Raw genomic sequence first — 21186 nt, forward strand, 5'->3', positions numbered from 1 at the left:
TGCGTCATTTGTCAACATGATCTAGCAATGGTGCAATTCGATAATTATATGCAATTTTATTATCATTGCGAGGAAATCTCTTATTGGTCGATTAACGGAAAATTTCCGCACCCTCCATAAACCTGCCTCACGTTGCCCACTTTAAACGGAGTGCCTCACTGCGCCTCGTTTTAATAAATGCGAAGGCCTCCGTTTATGGATCAAAACAATTGCTCGACAGGCAAGGATTCAAAATCAACTGCACCCTCTCAAGACCAAGAACGCCAGGAATTGACCGCCTTGAGTGAGGTGTTTGATGTCGATGATTTTGCACCTTGGGACGAGGAGTTCGAGCCGGAGGAAGAAGAAGAGGAAGAGGAAGAACCGTCCGAGCAACAAAGCAACGCTAAGTTCTTTCGAGTAGAGGGACAGGAAAACGACGGCCTGTTGAACAACCTGCTGAACCTCTGGGGACAGGGGAATGGTCCGGTCAACGCCAATGGAAACGGGCACGGGCTGTTCAAACTGCTCTTTGGTAGTGATGCGGATGATCGGCTGACGGGCACTGCAGATGCGGATGCCGTGATGGCAGGGCGCGGCAACGATAGCGTCGATGGGGGCGCTGGCAATGATACGCTGATGGGGGACGATGACGGCGAGAGTGGATCAAAGGCCACACCGCTCGTTCTCAACATCAATAACCTTGTCAGCCAGACCTATTCCTCTGGCAGCGCCCAGGCCGGTGATGCGGCCGTTTACCGCGATGTCGCCTTCCTTGAGGATGGGACCTCGGTCTGGGGACGCGTGGTTCTGGTTGGGGCAAGCGATGAAAACATGTTCATCGACCTGTCGGGGGATCGTGGCGCAGAGATCACCATCGACGGTTACGGGTATGGCGATACCGCTGAGTTCCGTCTGGAATTCTTTGATCCGACCACTGGCGAGCCGGTTGAAATCAGCTCCACCGCGACGTTCAACGATCTGGATCAGAACTATTATCAATACGACGTCGAGGCCGTCACCCTCGCTGCGGATCAATACAGTGCTTTTGGGACATCGGATGACACCTCCCTGAATGTGACCAATCAAAACGGCACAGTGCGGGCCTCCGGTTCAGAACAGAACAACCCGGATGATGAGGATGCGTGGTTTTCCGCAGCCTTTGAAGGGCGCAGCTCGATTAACTTCACCCTCGAAGCGCGCCATACGCCATCCGGCTTTACGCTCTCGGGCGACCTCATTGAGGATGCGGTCTACACGCCAATCGATCACGGTGATGACACGCTTCTTGGGGGCCTCGGATCTGATGTGATTATGGGCCAAGGTGGCAATGACCTTCTCGATGGGGGCGAAGGGGATGACAGCATCGACGGCGGCGAAGGGGATGACATCCTCCTTGGCGGCGCCGGCGCAGATGTTCTGATGGGTGGAATCGGTGGCGATACGATTTCCGGCGGCGATGGCGATGATCTGATCGATGGCGGCGAAGGCGACGACAGCCTCTCTACGGGTCTTGGAAACGACACCCTGCTGGGGGGCGCGGGCAATGACACGCTGCATAACTCCGCCGGGGATGACAGTCTGGTTGGCGGCGAAGGCGACGACAGTATCGTGGCCACGGAAGGGAATGACACCCTAGAGGGCGGCGAGGGAAACGATACGCTCTATGCCGGGGTCGATGATGACCACCTTGATGGTGGCAGCGGCAATGACAGCATGTTCGGCGAGGCTGGCCATGATGTGATGTACGGTCGGAGCGGTGCCGACCACATGGAAGGTGGGAGTGGCAACGACACAATCGACGGTGGCGCAGATGACGACACCATTTCCGGTGGGGACGGCGATGATCTGATCTACGGCGGGCTCGGCAATGACAGTCTCACCACCGGCAGCGGCAATGACACGCTTTATGGAGGTGAGGGAAACGACACACTGCGCAACTCGGTCGGTGACGACAGTTTGGTGGGAGGCAGTGGTGATGACAGCATCGTTGCAACCGACGGTAACGATACGCTGGACGGCGGCAGCGGCAATGACATCATGTATGGCGGTAACGACAGCGATCTGCTGATCGGCGGCACAGGTGATGATGTCATGCAGGGCGAGGCCGACGCTGACACATTCCGGATCGAAGACAATTTCGGAAACGACAAAATTTTCGGCGGCGAAGCCGGAAAAGATCACGATGTCATTGATCTGTCCTACATGACGGGGCCCGTGACCGTCACCTACACCGGCTATGAATCGGGCACGATCACCGACGGGACAGACACGCTCCGCTTCTCCGAGATCGAGGAGTTGATCCTCACCGACGAGGATGATGTCGTCGACGCGCGCGAAGACAGCGCCGGCGTTCAGATCAATGCAGGTGCAGGCAACGACACTCTGATCGGTGGCAGCGGGGATGACCGTTTCACAGGGGGGGCCGGAGACGACAAAATCACCCTGACGTCCTCGGGCGGGACGGATCGGATCACCGACTTTGACACATCAGACAATGATGATGATGGGTATTACAATGATCAGTTGGATGTCTCTGACCTGACAGGGGGATCGGGCACCAGCGGCATGGTGCGCACCAGTGATGTCACAACGAGTGACGATGGCTATGGCAATGCGTTGCTGACGTTCCCTAATGGAGAACAGCTTGTTTTGCAGGGTGTTTCTCCCGATCAAATGAACACCCATGACCAGTTGTTTGCTGCGGGAATTCCCTGCTACACGCCCGGCAGCCGGGTGGTCACATCTCAGGGTGAGATCCCGGTCGAACAGATCCGTGTAGGGGATTTGCTGCAAACTGCGGATAACGGATTACAGCCCGTGATCTGGATGGGGCGGCGGGCGCTGTCTTCAGCCGCTCTGAAACGCCACCCACATTTGCGCCCGATCGTGCTGAGGCCCGGGGGGCTTATCGCCAATGGGCGGTATATGCGCGTCTCTCCACAGCACCGTTTCCTGACCAAGTCTGAGCATTGCGGAAGCGAAGTATTTGCGCGGGCCCGTCTGCTGCTGCATATGGACCCTGCGCATGTCTTTGCGGACCACGCTGACGCGCCGGTCTGCTACATCCATCTGATGACCGAAGAGCATCAGGTGATCTTTGTAGATGGTTGCGCGACCGAGAGTTTCTGGCCCGGCCCCGAAGCCTTGCGCAGCCTTGATGACGCCGACAAGCGCGAGGTCTTTGACCTATTCCCGGAGCTTTTGCCAGCGCTCGCCGAGCGCGGATCAAGTGGGCGCGAGATCGTCAGTCAGGGATACGGGCCGCTGGCGCGGCGCGATTTGCGCCGCAAAGACATCACTCGGATAGAACCCTATCAGGCGCTGCGATCTCGGCACGCCTGATGCGCTTGGGGTGCAGGTTCATTATCACACCCCTCGGCGTGTTCAGAGCTCGTGCAGCCAAGGTGGATTGGCGCCAGCTCTGGATACAGTGATGGCTGCGACCTTCGCGCCCCAAGAAAGAGCTTGCATCAGATTGTCTGCGTCTAGATTTCGCAGCGCGCCTTTTTGCATTAGGCCAAACTCATCAAGGCGCGCCATGACGCCAGCGTTGAACGTATCCCCTGCCCCGACTGTGTCGACAACCTCGGCACGTTCTGCAGCGACTTCGACCTGTTCGCCATTGGCCAACAAACCTATCGCTCCTTTTTCCCCCCGCGTCACAAGCACAATCGCCGGGCCACAGGCCTGCAATGCTGCGGCCTGCTCTTGCAGGGTCGTATGCTCTGGCATGATCCAGGCAAGATCCTCATCAGAGACTTTGACCATATCGGCTTGCGCCAGCATGGCTTTGAGACGCGCGCGATAACGCGCCTCATCAGGGACAAAACCTGGGCGGATGTTGGGGTCCATCACCACCGCCCGTTCTTGTCCGTGTTGTTCAAGGAAGCTCGCATAGGTATCGGCGCAAGGCTCACACGCAAGGCTGATCCCCCCAAAAAACAGCGCATGGATATCTGAGCCGATCGCAGGCAGATCTTGGTCGGTGATCATCCGACCAGCGGTATTTTCGTCATAGAACGCATATTTCGCATGGCCGTTTTGCAGTTCGACAAAAGCCAGTGTGGTTGGTCGGTCAGAACGGATCAGATATTGCGCATCCACGTTGCTGTTCCCCAGAGCATCCTGAAGTTTTCGCCCCATCAGATCATTGGAAACACCGCTCAACAAACCCGCCTGCCGCTCCAATCGCCCCAAGGCAATGGCGGTGTTAAAAACCGCGCCACCAACATGCGGCACAAAGGCCGCCTGCCCGCTCTGCGTCGTGCTCGGGATCATGTCGATCAGGGCTTCGCCACAACAAAGGATCATGCTTGCCGTCCTGTTTAGATAGTTCAAATGGCCGCATCGGACCCTCATGTGCGCCGCATATTACCGCGCGCGCACTGAAAGCGCTAACATTTTTCAACTTCTCTGACAAATAAACATCAACAGCATAAAACCCGCTGCATTCTCAGGCGGAAAATGAATTGATTACAAATACCTAAAGGTATCACGCCTTTAAAAGCGCTGCATATTTCGGGTCAAAACTTCGACTAATCGGCTCCGCCGCAGCGCCAAGCGCCACAGTCCATGGATCGGACAGGCCGACCAACAGTCGCCGATCTCGCCCAGCCCTCAAGGCGAGGTTTATTCGCGCCACGAGGGTCTCGATCATCTCCTTGGGGGCGGTGCCACATAGAACGCAAACCTGCGGGTCCAGCGCGAGTTGCATTATATTGGTGATCCACGCCAGATACCCTGCCGATTGATCGAGCCATGCCTCCACATCCGGGCGTTTTTGTTGCAATAGCTTTTGTATCCGCGCGGTGACATCCGGTGCGGCGTGATCCAATCCAAACTCCGCACAAAACCCGCCCAATGAGACGACGCGTTCCAGAATATCCGGGGTCAGTTTGCCCGGGTTCAATCCAACACTGCCGATCTCTCCGGCATTGCAGCGGGTCCCATCATAGAGTTCGCCATTGATGATAAGGCCCGCGCCCAGACCGTATCCAAGATAGATGCAGACGGCATTCTGCTTGCCATGTGCCTGACCCGTCAGTTTCTCCGCCATAGCGGCGGCGGCGGCATCGTTTTGCAGGTTCACCGCCAGCCCCGTGGCCCCCTCAAGGCGCGCCACCAGCGGGAAATTCTGCCAAAAGGCCATCGTGTATTCTTGATTTGAAAAATCACTCTGCGGCCCAAAGGGACCGGGCATCGCTACCCCCATGCCAACAATACGTTCGCCTGCCTCGGGGTGACGCCCTTCCAGTTCACGCCGGGTGCGCTGGATAAGCTGTACGAGTTCCACCAGGCCTGCCTCCGGCGCACTGGTCGACACTGGCACATCGTTGCGCGCCACCACCTCGCCCACCAGATTGACAATGACGCAGCGTGCCACATGCCTGTCAATCTGAAGACCCACCGAAAACGCCCCCAATGGGGCCAGCGCATAGGGGATCGCGGGCTTGCCGCGCCCCTCCATCACCGCATCCTGCGCAAGTACAAGCCCCTCGCGCTCCAGATCTTCAATGATGTTGGAGAGCGTCTGTTTCGCCAGTTTGGTCGCCCGTGCCAGCGCGGCGCGTGACAGCGCACCATTTACACGGATCGCATCGATCACAACACGGCGGTTATGAACCCCTGCTGCGCCCGAAGACGTTCCAAACATTGCATTAATTTTGGGTGCGGATTGCTTCATCAAAAACATATTGACAGGTGGTGGCTCTGTCTGCAAGCATTTAGTCCACCACTTGGACTTAATGCCGGACAGGTCCAGCATCACCCCTGATGCAGTGGGAACAACAAGACCGGCGGCGGCGGGTGTACCCGTCGCCAGACCCCAACAGGAGTGAGCTGATGAAACTTAAACTGCATGCGGCCCTGATGGCCGCGACCGCGCTTTGCGGCACCACCGCAATGGCCGAGACAACGCTGAATGCGCTCTTTATGGCCCAAGCCGCCTATAGCGAAGATGACATCCGCGCCATGACGGCGAGCTATGAGGCAGCAAATCCCGATGTGAAGATCAACATTGAGTTTGTCCCCTACGAGGGCCTTCACGACAAAACCGTGCTCGCACAAGGCGCTGGTGGTGGCTACGACGTTGTCCTGTTCGACGTGATCTGGCCTGCCGAATATTCACAGAACAACATTTTGCTCGATGTCAGCGACAAAATCACCGACGACATGAAGGCTGGCATCCTGCCGGGTGCATGGACCACGGTGGATTACGGCGGCAAAAGCTATGGCATGCCGTGGATTTTGGACACCAAATATCTATTTTATAACAAAGCCATGCTAAAGCAGGCCGGAATTGACTCACCGCCGACCACTTGGGCGGAGCTGCAAGAAGACGCCCAGAAAATCAAAGACGCAGGCCTCGTCGAGCACCCGATTGTCTGGAGCTGGGCACAGGCCGAAGCCGCCATCTGTGACTACACCACTCTTCTGAGTGCTTATGGTGGCGACTTCCTGAAAGACGGCGCGCCAGAATTCCAGAGCGGCGGTGGCCTTGATGCGCTTGAGTATATGGTCGACAGCTATAAATCTGGCCTGACCAATCCAAACTCCAAAGAGTTCCTTGAGGAAGACGTGCGCAATGTGTTCCAGAACGGCGATGCGGCCTTCGCGCTGAACTGGACCTATATGTACAACCTCGCCAACACCTCTGAAGAGAGCAAGGTTGCGGGTAATGTTGGCGTCGTACCTGCACCGGGTGTGGATGGCACCTCTTCGGTCTCTGCGGTCAATGGCTCCATGGGGCTTGGCATTCCGACCACCTCGCAACACCCCGATGAGGCATGGGACTATATCGTCCACATGACCTCGCAACCCGTGCAGGACACCTACGCCAAGCTGAGCCTGCCAATCTGGAAAAGCTCTTATGAGGATCCGGCGATCACCTCCGGCCAAGAAGAGCTGATCTCCGCCGCCAGCAAGAGCCTCTCTGCCATGTATCCCCGCCCCATGACGCCTCGCTATCAGGAGATGTCGATGGCGCTGCAACAAGGCATTCAAGAAGCTCTCCTTGGCATGGCGTCCCCCAAAGACGCATTGCAAGGCGCAGCTGACAACAGCGGCCTCTGACCACGCAGATCGCAGGGCGCAATCGCGCGCCCTGCCCTCGTCTTTTGACGCGCTTTCCACTCTCTTCCCACACAGGCTGATCTTATGTTTTCAGAACGCATATCGCCGCGTGCCCTATTGTTGATGCTGCCTCTCGTGTTGGTGATGATCGCGGTTGTTGGCTGGCCGCTGATCGATACCGTCCGTTTGTCACTCACCGATGCCAGACTGGCTGGCACCAGCGGCGCGTTCATTGGCACCGACAACTTCACCAAGATGCTATCGGGTCGCAATTTCCAATCCGCGTTCTGGACCACGATGCAATTCACCGTCTGGTCCGTCTCGATAGAACTCGTTCTCGGGGTTCTGGTTGCCTTGCTGCTGAACCAGCGCTTCTTTGGCCGCACCGCATTGCGCGCCCTGTTGATTTTGCCCTGGGCGTTGCCCACAGTCGTCAACGCGACCCTTTGGCGTCTGATCTACAATCCCGAATACGGCGCGCTCAACGCGATGTTGACCCAGATCGGCTTGCTTGATGCCTATAGATCGTGGCTGGGCCAACCGGGCAGTGCGATGACAGCTCTGATCGTTGCCGATGTCTGGAAGAATTTTCCCCTCGTGGCCCTGATTGCCCTTGCTGCGTTGCAAGCGGTGCCCAAAGACATCCGCGCAGCCGCGATTTCCGACGGGGCCAATGCGTGGAAACGCTTTCGCTTTGTCATCATGCCCTATCTGATCGGTCCTTTGATGGTCGCTTTGGTGCTGCGCACGATTGAAGCGTTCAAAGTATTCGATCTGATCTGGATCATGACACGCGGTGGCCCCGCCAACTCCACCCGCAGCCTGTCTATCCTTGTGTATCAAGAAGGCTTTGCGTTTCAGCGCGTCGGCTCTGGTGCCTCGCTCGCGCTCATTATCACCCTGATTATCACCGTACTGGCCGTGGCGTATCTGATGATCATGCGCCGCTTTGCCGGGGAGGCCCGCTGATGGAACATCAATCCCGCTGGTTCAGCTTGTTCATCCATCTGATGGCGCTGCTGGTTGCGCTGGTCATTCTGGCACCACTTGCATGGTTGTTTGTGATGAGCATTTCCTCAAATGCCGATCTCTCGGCAAAACCCTTGCAGTGGTGGCCGAACGAGGTTGATCTGTCACGCTACAAAGCGCTGCTGTCGCAAACCGATAATAGCGCAGGCCAAGCCTTTGTCGCGTCGCTTTTCAACAGCATCAAAGTTGCGGGCATGGCAACCATTGCGGCGATCTTGGTTGCTGTTCCGGCAGGCTGGGCTTTGTCGCGCACACCACAACTTGGCTGGGTTCTGGGGGGCATTATCGCAACCTACATGCTGCCACCCGTCGCCCTGTCGATTCCGCTCTATTTCATTCTCGCCAAATTCGGCCTCTTGAACAACGTCTTCGGGCTGGGGCTTGTGTATCTCAGTATCCTTGCGCCCTTTGTCACATGGCTGCTCAAATCCGGCTTTGATCCGATCCCCCGAGATCTGGAACGCGCCGCCGCCATCGATGGCGCGCGTCTGGATCAGATGCTCCGGATCGTGATCCTGCCTCTCGCCATGCCGGTGATCGGAACCGCGACCATCTTTGCCTATCTGCTGGCCTGGGACGAGTTCTTCTATGCCTTGCTGTTCACCTCCAATCAGGAGGCCAAAACCCTCACCGTCGCCATTGCCGATCTCGCCGGTGGGCGGGTCTCGGACTACGGGCTGATCGCAACGGCCGGGGTAATCGCAGCCCTGCCGCCGGTGCTTATCGGAATTCTCATGCAACGATCCCTGATCTCGGGGCTTACCAACGGAGGTGTCAAAGGATGACCACCCTACTTGAACCCCAAAACGACTTTATCGCATCCATCTATGACGAAATGGCGCGCCAGATGGGCGACAGCCGCGACAGCATCTTGCAAGCAGACGAGACCGCCGCCGAAATCGCAGCCACCATCCGCCAGAATGGACGCCTGATCCTGTTGGGCATGGGCGGATCACATGCAGTAGGCCGCGCCGTCGCACCCTGCTATCGCGCACTCGGTATCCAAGCCGTGGCCCTGCCGCTCTCTGAACAACTGGATTGCCCCCTGCCACTTGAGGGCTGGACCGCGATCGTGACCTCTCAATCGGGCGAAAGCGCAGAAGTCCTGCGCTGGTTCGCCGAAGAGCGCGCGCCCCGCGACAGCTTTGGCCTGACGATGGAGCCAACCTCTTCGCTCGCGAACCTCGTGCCCTGCCTGATCGGTGCTGGCGGATCAGAGATCCCCTTTGCCGCGACCCGCTCACTCACCGTGACGCTGGCCTTGCATGCGGCGGTTCTGCAGCATCTCGGCGCGGACCTCTCGCCTGTTTTCGCCGCAATGCAACAGTCCACCACCCCGGACCTCGCTCAAGCCGTCGGGCATTTTAAGAACGTAAAGGCAATCGTCACATCAGGGCGGCACCAGCAGGGCGTCGCCGAGGCCATCGCGCTTGGGCTGACGGAACTGTCGCGCTTGCCGTGCTTCAGTCTGGAAAGCGGCCAATTGCGCCATGGACCGGTAGAGATGCTGAACAGCGAAATGGGCGTCGTCATGTTCCGCGCAGATGACCCATCCAGCACCTATGCCACAAGCCTTGCAGAATTTACCCTGCGCGAGAGCGATGCGCCGCTGATCCTGTTTGACGCCTCTGACCTGCCAGCCGTTGAGGGCGCAGTGACAGTGCGTTGCCCGAAATCAGAGGGGCTTGCGGCCTCCTTCGCCCTCCTGTCAGCCGCGCAAAGGTTCATGGTCGACTTCTCCGCCTCCCGCGTGACGGACGTCGGCACACCTCTGCGGTGCTCCAAAGTGACAAAGGTTGAATGACGATGACGCGACCCCTTGCAACGGTCGGCAATGTAAATGTCGACCTGATCCTTGGCCCCGTTGCCCCGTGGCCTACTCCCGGAACCGAGGTCATCTGCGCCGAGGATGATCTGCGCGTCGGGGGCGCAGCGGGTAACGCTGCCCTTGCATGGCAGGCCATGGATCTTCCCTTCCAATGCGCCGCCAATACTGGCGATGACCACTTTGGCGACTGGCTGCGTCAGGGTCTCGGCGCGACCGCGCTTGGATGGAGCAAAGCCCGCAGCGCCACCACACTTTCGGTGGGGATCACGCACCCGGATGCAGAGCGGACTTTTTACACAACGGTGGGCCATCTGGCGCAACTGGACTGGCCGCAGGTGGAGGCGCAACTGGACTGGAGTGCGCTCTCGGGCGGGACACTTTTGTTGTGCGGCTGCTTTCTGACGGATCGCCTGACCGGCCATTATGATGCGCTCTTTCGCAGGGCACAGGAGGCAAACGTCAAAGTGGCGCTGGACACTGGCTGGCCGCTTCACGGCTGGACACCGGACATCAGACGCAGTGTCGAAGGATGGATCACGCACAGCAATATCGTGCTGCTGAACGAGATTGAGGCCATCAACCTGACGCAAACTCAAGAGGCCACCGCCGCGCTCTCTGCGCTCTCTCGTCGTTTGCCACAGGATGGGATCGCCGTCATCAAACGCGGCCCCCACGGGGCAATTGCGATGCAAAACCGCGCGACCTACAGCGCCGCCGCACCTAAAGTCGCCGTTAAAGACACCATCGGCGCGGGTGATGTCTTCAATGCTGCGTTCCTTGCAGCATTTGCACGGGGCTTTGACATCAAAGCGGCGTTGAATTCCGCAGTTCGCGTGGCCTCGACTGCGATCTCGACCCATCCGCGCGCCTATTCTGAAACCACCCCGCAGGAGGTCCCGGCATGAGCACTCTTGAACTTCGCGAAATCCACAAATCCTACGGCAGTTTCGCAACGCTGAAAGGCATCAATCTTGACTTGGAAAGCGGCGAGTTTCTGGTGCTGCTTGGCGCGTCGGGCTGCGGAAAATCAACCCTGCTTAGCCTGATCTCCGGCCTGTCAGATCCCACATCGGGCGAGATGACCCTCAACGGCAAAACGCTCAATGGCGTGCATCCAAAAGATCGCGATATCGCGATGGTGTTTCAATCCTACGCGCTTTATCCAAACCTCTCTGTTGCGCGCAATATCGGGTTTGGTCTGGAAATGCGCGGCGTGGACCGCTCTTCGCGCGAGGCTGCCGTGCTGGAGGCAGCCAAGGTCTTGCAGGTGGATCATCTGCTGGACCGCAAACCGGCCGATCTGTCTGGCGGGCAACGCCAGCGGGTTGCGATTGGCCGCGCACTGGTGCGCAAGCCTCAGTTGTTCCTGTTTGACGAGCCACTGTCGAACCTTGACGCCAAACTACGCATGGAAATGCGCAGCGAACTGAAGCGCCTGCATCAGATGCTCGGGGTGACAGTTGTGTACGTGACCCACGATCAGATCGAAGCCATGACATTGGCCTCCCGGATCGCCGTCATGCGGGAAGGCTGCATCGAACAGCTCGGCACTCCGGCAGAGATCTACAACCGCCCCGCTTCGCGTTTTGTGGCAGAGTTCATGGGCTCACCCCCCATCAATATCCTCGACACCCACCAATTGCCCGACGGGCTGGAAATTGCACAAGGGGCCTCGTTTCTGAGCGGCCTGTCCGCGTCGCAACCTGTTGTGCTGGGGGTGCGGCCAGAAGCATTAAAACCAACCCCTTTTGAGGGCGCGCTTCAATGGCAAGGTGTTGTGGACCTGATTGAGCTCACCGGCCCCGAACAGATCGTGAGCGTGATGCTCAACGACACGCGCGTGACCGCGACCCTCCCGGCGGACCTGGCGCTCACTATAGGACAGGAGATCACGCTCTTTGTGGACCCAAATCGCCTGTTGTTCTTTGATGCACAGGACGGTCAGCGGATAGACCTCTGCGCGCGCCAAACCGCCGTCGCCTGACGCATCACACCACGCGCCTTTGCTAAAATCGCAAGGCGCGTGGATTAGCCGACCTCACAGGTTGGTGCGGCATCGTCAGCAAATGCGACCTCGAATGTGCGCCGCAACGCGACATCCACATCGGCCAGCGTCACCGGCAGACCAAGATCCACAAGGCTGGTGGTGCCATGCTCGCTGATCCCGCAGGGCACAATACCACCGAAATGGGACAAGTCCGGCTCGACGTTGATTGAAATACCGTGAAAGCTGACCCATTTGCGCAGCCGGATGCCGATCGCTGCGATCTTGTCTTCGGCCACGGCACCACTCGGGGTCAGGGGCTTTTCTGGTCGCTCGACCCAGACCCCGACGCGCCCGTCGCGGATATGGCCAGTGACGTTGAACTCTTCGAGGGCCAAAATGACCCAGCGCTCCAGCTGACGCACAAAACAGCGCACATCCTTGCCGCGCTCTGCCACGTTGAGCATCACATAGATCACACGCTGTCCGGGACCGTGATAGGTGTACTGCCCGCCCCGTTTGGTCACATGCACCGGAAAGCGATCAGGGTCGGTCAGGTCCTCAGGCCGCGCCGAGGTCCCAGCGGTATAAAGCGGCGGATGCTCCAGCAACCAGATGCATTCCTCAGCATCGCCGCGCGCGATGGCCTCGGCCCGCTCTTCCATGAAACGGGTCGCCTCTTCGTAGGACACCAGACTGTCAGAGGTGATCCATTCAACCATGCCACCTGCTCCTCGTTTATCTTTTCTTCGTCTTCCCGGCAGACCCGACTCGCAATGTATCGACTCTGTGGTATTCTGATTCTCACATAATTTCTGTTCGGGTTCAGTGCGAGGTATTATTCCATGTCTTCAAGTTTCATTCGAGCCATTACGGCCGCATCACTGCTTACGACCACCGCAGCCGCGCCGGCCGTGGCTGACAATTTGGGGGCGGCACTGGTTGGCGGCCTGATTGGCGGCGTCATTGTGAACGAGGCCAACAAGAACAAAAGGCGCACAGTCGTGCGATCGTCCGGCGTCAGCAGTGCGACGCGCGCGCACAACCGTGAAACACAGACCGCGTTGAATTACTTCGGTTTTCAGGCAGGCACACCCGATGGTGTCTTTGGCCGTCGCTCCCGCGAGGCGTCGCGACAATATCAAATGCACATGGGGTTCCCGCAAACGGGCAACCTGACCCAATATGAACGTGACTTCCTCGTCACCTCTTACAACCGCGCGCTGACCGGTGGCCCGCAGGTCGTCAAGGCAATGCAGAGCCCACAAGGCGTTCGGACTGTTCTGAAGACATGGCATGGGGCACCCGCAGGTGGTTCAGGCCGCTATGGTTACGCGGGCCTGCCGATTGAGGTCTCAAATGCCGTGGACGAAATCGCCGCGGCGGGCGATCCGACGGGCGAGCAGCTTTTGCAACGCACCGGCTTTATGCAGTTGGCGGACCTCAACAAAGATGGCCGCAACGACTACATGATCGACACTTCCGCCGCTGGCATTCCCTACTGGTGCAACAGTGGTGGCGCGTCCTGTACCGTCATGGTGTTTGCATCCACGCCCCAAGGCTATGAACGCAATGATTTCACCGCGGGTAACATAACCACCGCTGATTTCACCTGTACCCGTGGCGAATGCGACCGCATCGAGGCGCAAACCACGACCCTCGCCGCAGCGCCCGTGCCGCAGCCCGTCGCGCCTGCAGCCCCCGCGCCGCAAACAGGCACAGTTCTTGCGTCCGGTGGGGCTCAGGGCGGCCTTGGCGGCATTCAGCTTTTTGAAACGGCCTCAGCACCTGCCGCCTCGCTCACCAGCCACTGCAGCAAGGTCAGCCTGCTGACCAGCTCGAACGGCGGATACATGACCGTATCCAGCATCACCGACCCCGAATTGGCACTGGGTGAACAGTTCTGCCTTGCCCGCTCTTACGCGATCAATCGCGGCGAAACTCTTGTTTCCGGTCTGCAAGGTGTCACCTCGGCCCAGGTCGACAGCCAATGCGATCAGTTTGGCCCCGCCCTCAAACCCTATGTGGCGCAACTGGCCGCTGGCGAGAGCACGGCTGTGATCGCCAGCATGCAAAAATTCATCCTGCAGTCCAACATGTCGGTCGAGCAACTGAAGAACACCGCTCAGATCTGCCTGTTTTCAGGTTATCGCCGCGACAACATGGAAGTCGCGCTTGGCGCGAGCCTCTTGTTGGTGGGCCTTGGGCAGCAACCCTACGCCGAACTCATCGGTCACCATATGGCACTCGGTTTTGGCGCGGCAGAAGACACCGGTCGCGCTCAGGGCTGGTATCAAACCGCAATCGCCGCACTTGAGGGCGGGGCGGAACCTGTCTTCGCGCCCGGCCAGCCCGAGCGGGTCGCCTTGGTAAAGGCAGCATCAACCGGCCTTTCGCAACCCGGCCTGCCGCAACCCGTGCAGGCATCCGGCGGTGCCGCAGCCCTTCCGACCTTTGGCGGAAGCAACTAAAGTCGTCTTATTATCAAGCGATTAGCGAACGCCCTGATGTCCTGCATCAGGGCGTTTTTCATTTCAGAGAGAAAACTCAAGAAATTTGCGTTTTCCCTCTTCACATCCCTGAGGCCCTGTTCTATACGCCCTCTCACCAAGTCACAGACAGTGCGGTCGTGGCGGAATTGGTAGACGCGCAGCGTTGAGGTCGCTGTGGGGTAACACCCGTGGAAGTTCGAGTCTTCTCGACCGCACCATTTTACATTTCGATGTAAAATCCGATAAAAACTCAAATATTACAGACACTTGTGGAGTTCGATAACCGTTTTCGCGGTCGAACGCCAAAGGACCTCTGAACGCTGTTTTAAGGATAGTTTTTCGCACCTCAAGAGTTCCCTTTTCATAGATATTCCAAGGGTTTGAGAGGAATTCTCTCAATAGTTCGATAACTTCACCAAGCGTGCTCTTCGGTTTGACGGTCTGAGACAGCTTATCGTTCAACAAGAGCTTCTTCTCTTCCAGCTTCGCGATCTTGCTTTCAAGCGCAGCCATCACCTTCGGATTGGATGTCTCAATCATGCGCTCAACTAGAGTGTCCTGTTGCTTATCCAGTTCCTTGTGTTGACGTTTAATCTCGGTTTTCGCGAGCTTCGCCTGATCACCACGCTGATCCCATGCGGCTTTGAGCATCGATACCGCGATATCCATCAAGCTTTTGGTTGGCGTGAGTGAGCGCAGAATCTCCTCAAACCCAGAATCAATCTTTTCCGCACGGATACCCTTACGATACTCTGAACAATCACGAGTTTGGCAGTTGTAGTACGGATAGCGCTTACCTGTGGAGCTACGCGCAAAATACGCTGTCATTGGCTTATCACAGCAAGCACAGTTCACAGCACCCCGCAAAGGGAAGTCCTGATGGATGTCAGGGCGCTTGGCTGCAACACCCCTGCTATTCCGGCGCTCTTGGATAACCTCATAAGTCTCTAGTGATATTAGCGCCTCATGATGCCCCTTCCTGCGCGTAATCCCCCAAGGTTCATGCTCGATATAGCCCGCATAGATCACGCGATTGAGCATGTCTGTGACCTTCTGCTGACGGATAGCACCGCTAGGCAGATCTTTGGGGAACTCCGGCTGGCTTTCCAAAAAGCGCTTTACATCCGCTTGTGATGAGAAGCGGCCAGATGCGTATCCTTCGAGCGCTTCTTTGATGATTGATGCCAGAGGTTCATCACGGGTTAGCAACCGACCATGAGATCCGGTCTTTTTGTACGTGTATCCGATGGGCGCAGAAAAGACGGCATAGCCATTCATCATCCGCCCCTTCATGCGGTTAGAGGTTTGTTCCGCGTTCTTCTCACGTTGGTGTTGCGCGACCGAGGCCAACATGTGCTCGACCAGACGAGAGTCGCTATCTTCGCCAAACTCAATCGAAGGGCTTTCCAAGATACCCCCTGCATCAGATAGCGTCTCACGCAGGGCAATGTGCGCCTGCACGTTGCGTGCAAAACGGCTAATGTCATCAATGATGACCACAACGCTGTTTTTGGGATGCAGGCGCAAGAAGGCCAGCATCCTATCCATGGCGGGACGGCGTTCAAACTTTCCAGACATGTCGTCCTTGAACACTTCCACAACATCATAGTCCTTATAGGTTGCGTATTCACGGCAGCGGTTTTCTTGGGAGGCAAGGCCGTCCCCTTCTCTCACCTGCTTAGCGCCAGAAACGCGGGCATAGATGACTGCCTTGGTTGGTTGGTTGATTACTCCTGCCATTGATCCTCCTCGGCGCGGGTTCGCGCCCATTCCTCGTTTAGGAATGATACCAAATCGGAAGAATCCCGATCCAGTTCTTCTCCGTTTTCTCCACAGCTTTGAGGGACAAGCTTGATGTCATAGCCGAGATCAACAACCATCAGGACAATTGACCAAAGGGTCTCGATCAGCTCCTGTTGCTGATCCAGCGGCATATCGCTGTCTTCCAGCATGGCCGCGTAGGCTTCCCAGTCCACGGAGAGACTGGGGCGTTTGGGCATATCATTAGTGTTAAGCGGACAGGTCATGCTCGCACTCCTTTCTGCAAATCAGATTTTGGGAAATGTGTGTCTCAGTAGCGAGATGTTCGGCGCGCACAATGAGAACATATATAGAACATATATAGAACATATATAGAACATAGTCACACAAACCCATCGATCACGCAAGGAAAATATTCCTACAAACTCATGCGCTTATGCTTTGATTAGCATTCGAGTGGTGCCATGATCGCGGGTATTCCGGGGGTGAATACAGGTGTGAAGGCAATGAGTTTCGATCCAAAGAGCAAGGCAGACAAGGCACAGCTCTATCCTGTACTCCGAGCTTTGTCAGACCTCGACCCACGCAAAACACCCGAACTGCTTATGGATGACGCCATTGGCACCCCTGTGGCCCGCGGGCATGACTATGTACGCAACATGCGTCGAGGTGAGATTGCCGCAACTTACGCCACGCTGATCCATCAATGGCTATTAGAGCACCACTTCGATCTGGCTCATCGCCTTGCACCGAAGATATTTCCCGAGACACCAGAGCAACGCTGGCAAGCTATCGTTGATGAGCGATCAAAAACCAACAGTTTGAGGATTGTGCTGACTGAAACTGAGTTTGGGATCGCGAGACGTAGCAGCCAGAGCAGAAAGGCAGCGACTACCATTCAATTTGGTGTTCCGTATTGCTTGGAATTTGAATATCATGAGGAAGGAACAGCGATCCTGTTCCAGAAGGTACACGGGCAATGGCACAATATTGAGATTGGCCCAGAAAGCATGACGACAGCAAACCTCAAGGTAGGGTTAAATCTATTGCCACAAAGCTATGCTGATCGCCCCGATCCACTCTATGAAGAGGAGCATGAAGGTACTCATGACTTTGTTCTGGTGACATCGGCAGAGAGCAACATACCGACGGCAATAGAGCAGCTTGTTTCTTGGGTTTCAGGCAATAATTGCGAAATTCTCAAAACCAGCGCACGTTTTGTACGCTAGCGGCAGGTATTCAGATTTGGAACAAGTTTACTTTGGGCGTAGATCAAGACTCGAATGTTCTTGCATTATTTGTTCCTGAACCGCACTTTCTTCCCAGTTCATTAGTGTTTTTGGAACGGTTGCATAAAACGCCGTAACTAGCATCCAACCTATAAGACCAGACGCAACGGTGTGATCAATGCGAGATTTTGAATTAAATAAAGACAGTAAATTTGACACTAACAACTCCTCAAACAATAAAAATTCATTAAGAAAAAGAATTCAACATATAGCAGACCACCCGTATTGGTCAACAATTATTACCATAATTGGAACTTTACTAACTTGGATCGCGATTTTTGCGTCCACAGAAAATGCTGAAGGGGACTCACAACGCGAGGCAATGCGACTGCTTATCTCAACCGCTGGGTCAATAGCCGTACTGCTTGGTTTGAACTGGATGTGGTTTCGCGGTCTCGTAGATGGGCAAAAAGACGAAATCGAAAAGCTCTCAGCGTCATTCGAACAACAACGTGAACTGTTTTTTAAAGACTACCAGCGCCAAAGTAAAAAGCTAGAACTTCTGGCAAACAGATCAAAGACCTTTCAAGTTTATCCCGATAAAATTAAGGCGTCAGAAGCCCTATTGGAGAGACTCTCCGAATCCACAAATGTCAAAAACCTGTTTCTGGATATTCCAGACCCTATTTCATCGGACAGCTCAAAAGACAGTAGAGTCATAGCTAGCTACGAAAAATGGCTCAACAACAATAAACGGGGACTTTGGCAGGACGTAGTTGGTATCAAAGAATATTTTTCAGATCGATACAAAGCAATATCACCCAATTCTCGCCACAAAGGAGAGCATCGAGTTTTTGTACTGAAACACACAATGCCAACAATTAATTTCATTATTTTGGACTATGCGTCGTCACGACCAACTGAAGTGTTTTGGGGATGGGTTTCAGGAGATGAAAGTGAACAATCGCCAATATATGCCACGATTGATCGAGACGTTCTCAAAACTTTCGAAGACTATTTTGAAGCATTGATAAAACGGACTTGGAACCGATCAGTATTTGATGAGTCCGACAAGGGTTTCTTAATTGACTACACCGACAACGCTGAAACACGTCTTCAAAATGCTAGCTCACGGTTAGTTGACAAGGTTGGTCTCTGGATAACCGTAAGTTACCGAAAGGATGATCAGTCTGATAACCAAATTGCAAATCGATTGGGATTGGTAGAAATTGGATACAATGAGCGTGGCATCAGTGTTCAAGCCAAAATTTACAATCAAAATGGGTTGATTGAGGAAACCGAAACTGAACATCGTGAAATTGCACACTATTTAGATAGTGTATTTATCGGCTACAGACTTCGCGACAGTGACTTCAGTGGCATATGCCAGTACAAGTTCAAACGATACCAAAGTGAAGAACTTATGACAGGTGTGTACGTTGATAGAAGGGAAAGCATAAGGAACACATTAATTGGGTCACGATACAATGCACATTCTGCAATTAGTGGCATCAATTTGACTGCCGAGGAAGTGAGGGTACTTCTTGAAGAACAGGACGCGGCCTATAGAAAATTGGAAAACTTTCAAACCCTGGTTACTGGCCCGACTGTGGTTTCGAGTTGACGTGGCTTCGTGTTCGGAATGTTAATGATAGACCTATGCGAAGGCTTGCATTGTTGGTTTCAATTTCTCATTGCATTCCCAAAGCTGTGCCCACTCTTTCGCACCATTGGTTTTAAGATCGGAATATCTGGAAGGGTCGCCAAGTTTGACGATAGCCATGTCTGCAAAGAAATCTACAGGGCTTCCGAGATCAGCTTCAATACTTTTTGCGCCCGCCACTTCCGCAAGATACACCGCATCGAAATAGCAAGGCAGCGTGACCTCTTTGCCAAACCGTTCGATTTCATCGGCTTGGGGAAGCAAGCTAGCATCCAGTTGCAGATGAGCGTCTATCAGGGGCATTTCTGCGACGTGGCAAAGTAATTGAAATATCCGAGTTGCTGCTTTGGGGTGAGTTTTCTCGTCAAAGTCGAGTTTCGCCTCTTCTCGCTCGATCAGCATCATCATGCCTGAGATCGCGAGAACCTTCTCACGGACCTCACGCCAACCTTCAGCAGAGTATGCACCTAGCAGCGTGTCCGTAGCTTCATGATCCGCCTGCATTTCGAGACATAGAGCCGCTAAGTGACGCAGATCGTATCGGACGACATCAATAGTATGGACAACCTGACGGGACCGTTGCGCAACGCCAAATTTGTCGGCCAACTCAAAGTGACCCAAGTCGAAATGGCTCAGTTCGTGGCAAACCAAAAACTCGAGCGATAGGTGGATGAACGTGTTTAAATCAAAAACCGCTGTATGAGTAAACTTCCTGCGAACTAGCATATTCTTGGTAACCTCCTGCCAAAGGCGATTTATTGTGGCCTCCACGCCAGTGGATACGTGCAGGACAGGCCCAGAATCAAATTGCTCTATTGATGCCCAGAACGAAGTGTCATCGACTACTTCGATGGAGCTGCCGGCCGCGGTTAAACGAGAAATCAAGGCGGCACTACTTAAAACATGTGGACAGCGCATGAAACAGCATTCAAACTTCTAGAAGTTGTATGACTCTTGGTTATATTGAATTTATGGATAGTTCAGCAAATTTCTTGGTAAACCCCAGACTTACACGTCTTTTGGGAGAAACATACAGGTCAAGCGAGGCGGCGCTGAAAGAGTTAGTCGATAATGCGTGGGACGCCGATGCGAACACTGTTTCAATCAAATTACCAAAACCGATGACACATGACCCCATCGTTGTTCAAGACAATGGATGCGGCATGTCCGAAAGCCAACTAAGACAAGAGTACCTTGAAATCGCTAGAGATAAACGCCGAACTCAAGGAGCCCGTACGCCGAAGTACAATCGAAAAACAAAAGGGCGAAAAGGCATTGGTAAATTCGCCGGACTGAGCATTGCTACAGAGATGCGATTGGACTCAATTAAAGACGGTGCGGCGTGCCGACTTACCTTGGACAAGGTAAAGCTGACAAATACAGACGACGACCTTGAGACGATCCCGCTAGAACTGGAGGTTTTATCTGAAACGCAAGGAAGGGATGGAACTACGGTAGTATTGAGCGATCTTGATCAAACACTGAATTTTCCACGACCTGAGATTCTAAAGCAGCTTCTCTACCGTGAGTACGGGCGCGAGCAAGATTTTTCTATCATCGTTGACGGCGAAGAAATTGGGTTTAAGGATCTTTCTGGAGCTCACTTCCAAAATAAAAGGGATGAAGACGCGCTCAGCAACAGGCTTTCTTTCACCATCACGGATGAGAAGTCGAAACCAAAATCTCCGGGCATAGTATTGCGAGTTGATGGGAAAGTCGTAGGTAAGCCTTCTTTCTTTGGTCTTGAAGATGATCAGGAGATCCCATCCAAGCTATTACGGAGCGTATTTGGGGAGATTGAAGTTCCAGATACTCCCGGTCTTGTTACTGCTGACTGGGGCGGGGTGAACGAGAGCAGTAAGGCTTATGAGGAAATTGCCGAACAAGTAAGGTTGATGGTGAAAGAAAAGCTTTCCATCACTCACAAGCGTCAAATCTCCGCCCAGAAAGCAAGACTGCAAAAGCAGATCAACGCACGACTAGCACAGCTACCAGAAAACAAGCGGGAGTTTGCAGAAAAAGCTCTTCAACGCATTTTGGGGAGATTCTATGGGGAAAGTGACGAGAGAATAGGTGTCATCGTAGATGTAGCACTAGACGCGATAGAGCTAGATGGATATTGGGCGGTCCTAGGACGTGTTGACAAA

Annotated in this window: 16 protein-coding genes, 1 tRNA gene and 1 pseudogene; 12 read left to right on the plus strand and 6 right to left on the minus strand. The window is 54.9% G+C overall.

The features are described 5' to 3' along the window. Positions 1-195: 195 nt before the first annotated feature. Entirely contained in the window at positions 196-3324 is a 3129-nt protein-coding gene (locus tag UB90_RS21195; RefSeq protein WP_081285638.1) for a Hint domain-containing protein, read from the plus strand. Between the two features lie 42 nt (positions 3325-3366). Here UB90_RS21195 and UB90_RS21200 read toward each other — a convergent pair whose 3' ends face one another. Together UB90_RS21200 and UB90_RS21205 are read right to left on the minus strand one after the other, a co-directional pair. After that, complete coding sequence (locus UB90_RS21200) at positions 3367-4293, minus strand: carbohydrate kinase family protein (RefSeq protein ID WP_065322423.1); 927 nt, start codon at positions 4291-4293, stop codon at positions 3367-3369. A gap of 181 nt (positions 4294-4474) precedes the next feature. Beyond that, the gene (locus tag UB90_RS21205) at positions 4475-5635 is read right to left on the minus strand and encodes an ROK family protein (protein WP_165610561.1); all 1161 of its coding nucleotides are present in this window, start codon (positions 5633-5635) and stop codon (positions 4475-4477) included. Positions 5636-5823: 188 nt separating this feature from the next. Between UB90_RS21205 and UB90_RS21210 the strand changes: the two genes are divergently transcribed. From UB90_RS21210 to UB90_RS21235, 6 genes are all read left to right on the plus strand, one after another. Beyond that, on the plus strand, positions 5824-7053 hold the full coding sequence (locus UB90_RS21210; protein WP_065327119.1) for an extracellular solute-binding protein: 1230 nt from the start codon (positions 5824-5826) through the stop codon (positions 7051-7053). Between the two features lie 84 nt (positions 7054-7137). Further along, positions 7138-8022: a carbohydrate ABC transporter permease gene (locus tag UB90_RS21215; RefSeq protein ID WP_005613882.1), complete on the plus strand. Its 885-nt coding sequence runs from the start codon at positions 7138-7140 to the stop codon at positions 8020-8022. Then, a complete protein-coding gene (locus UB90_RS21220) occupies positions 8022-8867 on the plus strand; it encodes a carbohydrate ABC transporter permease (RefSeq protein WP_065327120.1) in 846 nt (281 codons plus the stop codon). Before UB90_RS21215 ends, UB90_RS21220 begins: the two co-directional genes overlap by 1 nt. After that, entirely contained in the window at positions 8864-9886 is a 1023-nt protein-coding gene (locus tag UB90_RS21225) for an SIS domain-containing protein (protein ID WP_065327121.1), read from the plus strand. The genes UB90_RS21220 and UB90_RS21225 overlap by 4 nt, the downstream gene beginning before the upstream one ends. 2 nt (positions 9887-9888) lie before the next feature. Further along, positions 9889-10815, plus strand: coding sequence for a carbohydrate kinase family protein (locus UB90_RS21230; protein WP_227512162.1), 927 nt, complete (start codon positions 9889-9891; stop codon positions 10813-10815). Continuing rightward, positions 10812-11894, plus strand: coding sequence for an ABC transporter ATP-binding protein (locus tag UB90_RS21235; RefSeq protein ID WP_065327123.1), 1083 nt, complete (start codon positions 10812-10814; stop codon positions 11892-11894). The genes UB90_RS21230 and UB90_RS21235 overlap by 4 nt, the downstream gene beginning before the upstream one ends. Before the next feature lie 44 nt (positions 11895-11938). Here UB90_RS21235 and lipB read toward each other — a convergent pair whose 3' ends face one another. After that, positions 11939-12616 carry a lipoyl(octanoyl) transferase LipB gene (gene lipB / locus UB90_RS21240; RefSeq protein ID WP_005613890.1) on the minus strand — a complete coding sequence of 226 codons (678 nt, stop codon included), beginning with the start codon at positions 12614-12616 and terminating at the stop codon, positions 11939-11941. 123 nt (positions 12617-12739) lie between these two features. On the opposite strand from lipB, the gene UB90_RS21245 reads away from it, so the two are divergent. Continuing rightward, complete coding sequence (locus UB90_RS21245) at positions 12740-14365, plus strand: peptidoglycan-binding domain-containing protein (RefSeq protein WP_065327124.1); 1626 nt, start codon at positions 12740-12742, stop codon at positions 14363-14365. A 152-nt stretch (positions 14366-14517) separates the two neighbouring features. Then, a tRNA-Leu gene (locus tag UB90_RS21250) sits at positions 14518-14604 on the plus strand. A gap of 544 nt (positions 14605-15148) precedes the next feature. Here UB90_RS21250 and UB90_RS22640 read toward each other — a convergent pair. Next, positions 15149-16156, minus strand: a pseudogene (locus UB90_RS22640) (recombinase family protein); the annotation flags it as partial. After that, positions 16114-16413 carry a hypothetical protein gene (locus UB90_RS21260; RefSeq protein ID WP_065327126.1) on the minus strand — a complete coding sequence of 100 codons (300 nt, stop codon included), beginning with the start codon at positions 16411-16413 and terminating at the stop codon, positions 16114-16116. The pseudogene UB90_RS22640 and the gene UB90_RS21260, both read right to left, overlap by 43 nt. 198 nt (positions 16414-16611) lie before the next feature. Here UB90_RS21260 and UB90_RS21265 point away from each other — a divergent pair, with 198 nt between their 5' ends. Together UB90_RS21265 and UB90_RS21270 are read left to right on the plus strand one after the other, a co-directional pair. Beyond that, positions 16612-17376: a hypothetical protein gene (locus tag UB90_RS21265; RefSeq protein ID WP_065327127.1), complete on the plus strand. Its 765-nt coding sequence runs from the start codon at positions 16612-16614 to the stop codon at positions 17374-17376. 178 nt (positions 17377-17554) lie between these two features. Continuing rightward, a complete protein-coding gene (locus UB90_RS21270) occupies positions 17555-19000 on the plus strand; it encodes a hypothetical protein (RefSeq protein WP_131818823.1) in 1446 nt (481 codons plus the stop codon). Between the two features lie 33 nt (positions 19001-19033). Here UB90_RS21270 and UB90_RS21275 read toward each other — a convergent pair whose 3' ends face one another. Continuing rightward, positions 19034-19924, minus strand: a complete 891-nt coding sequence (locus tag UB90_RS21275) for a hypothetical protein (RefSeq protein WP_131818824.1) — start codon at positions 19922-19924, stop codon at positions 19034-19036. Between the two features lie 62 nt (positions 19925-19986). Here UB90_RS21275 and UB90_RS21280 point away from each other — a divergent pair. Then, positions 19987-21186: ATP-binding protein (locus tag UB90_RS21280; protein WP_211267736.1), on the plus strand; the 1200-nt coding region annotated here is incomplete at its 3' end.

Origin of the sequence: Tritonibacter mobilis (genome assembly GCF_001681715.1) — a bacterium.
Lineage (GTDB): Bacteria > Pseudomonadota > Alphaproteobacteria > Rhodobacterales > Rhodobacteraceae > Epibacterium > Epibacterium mobile.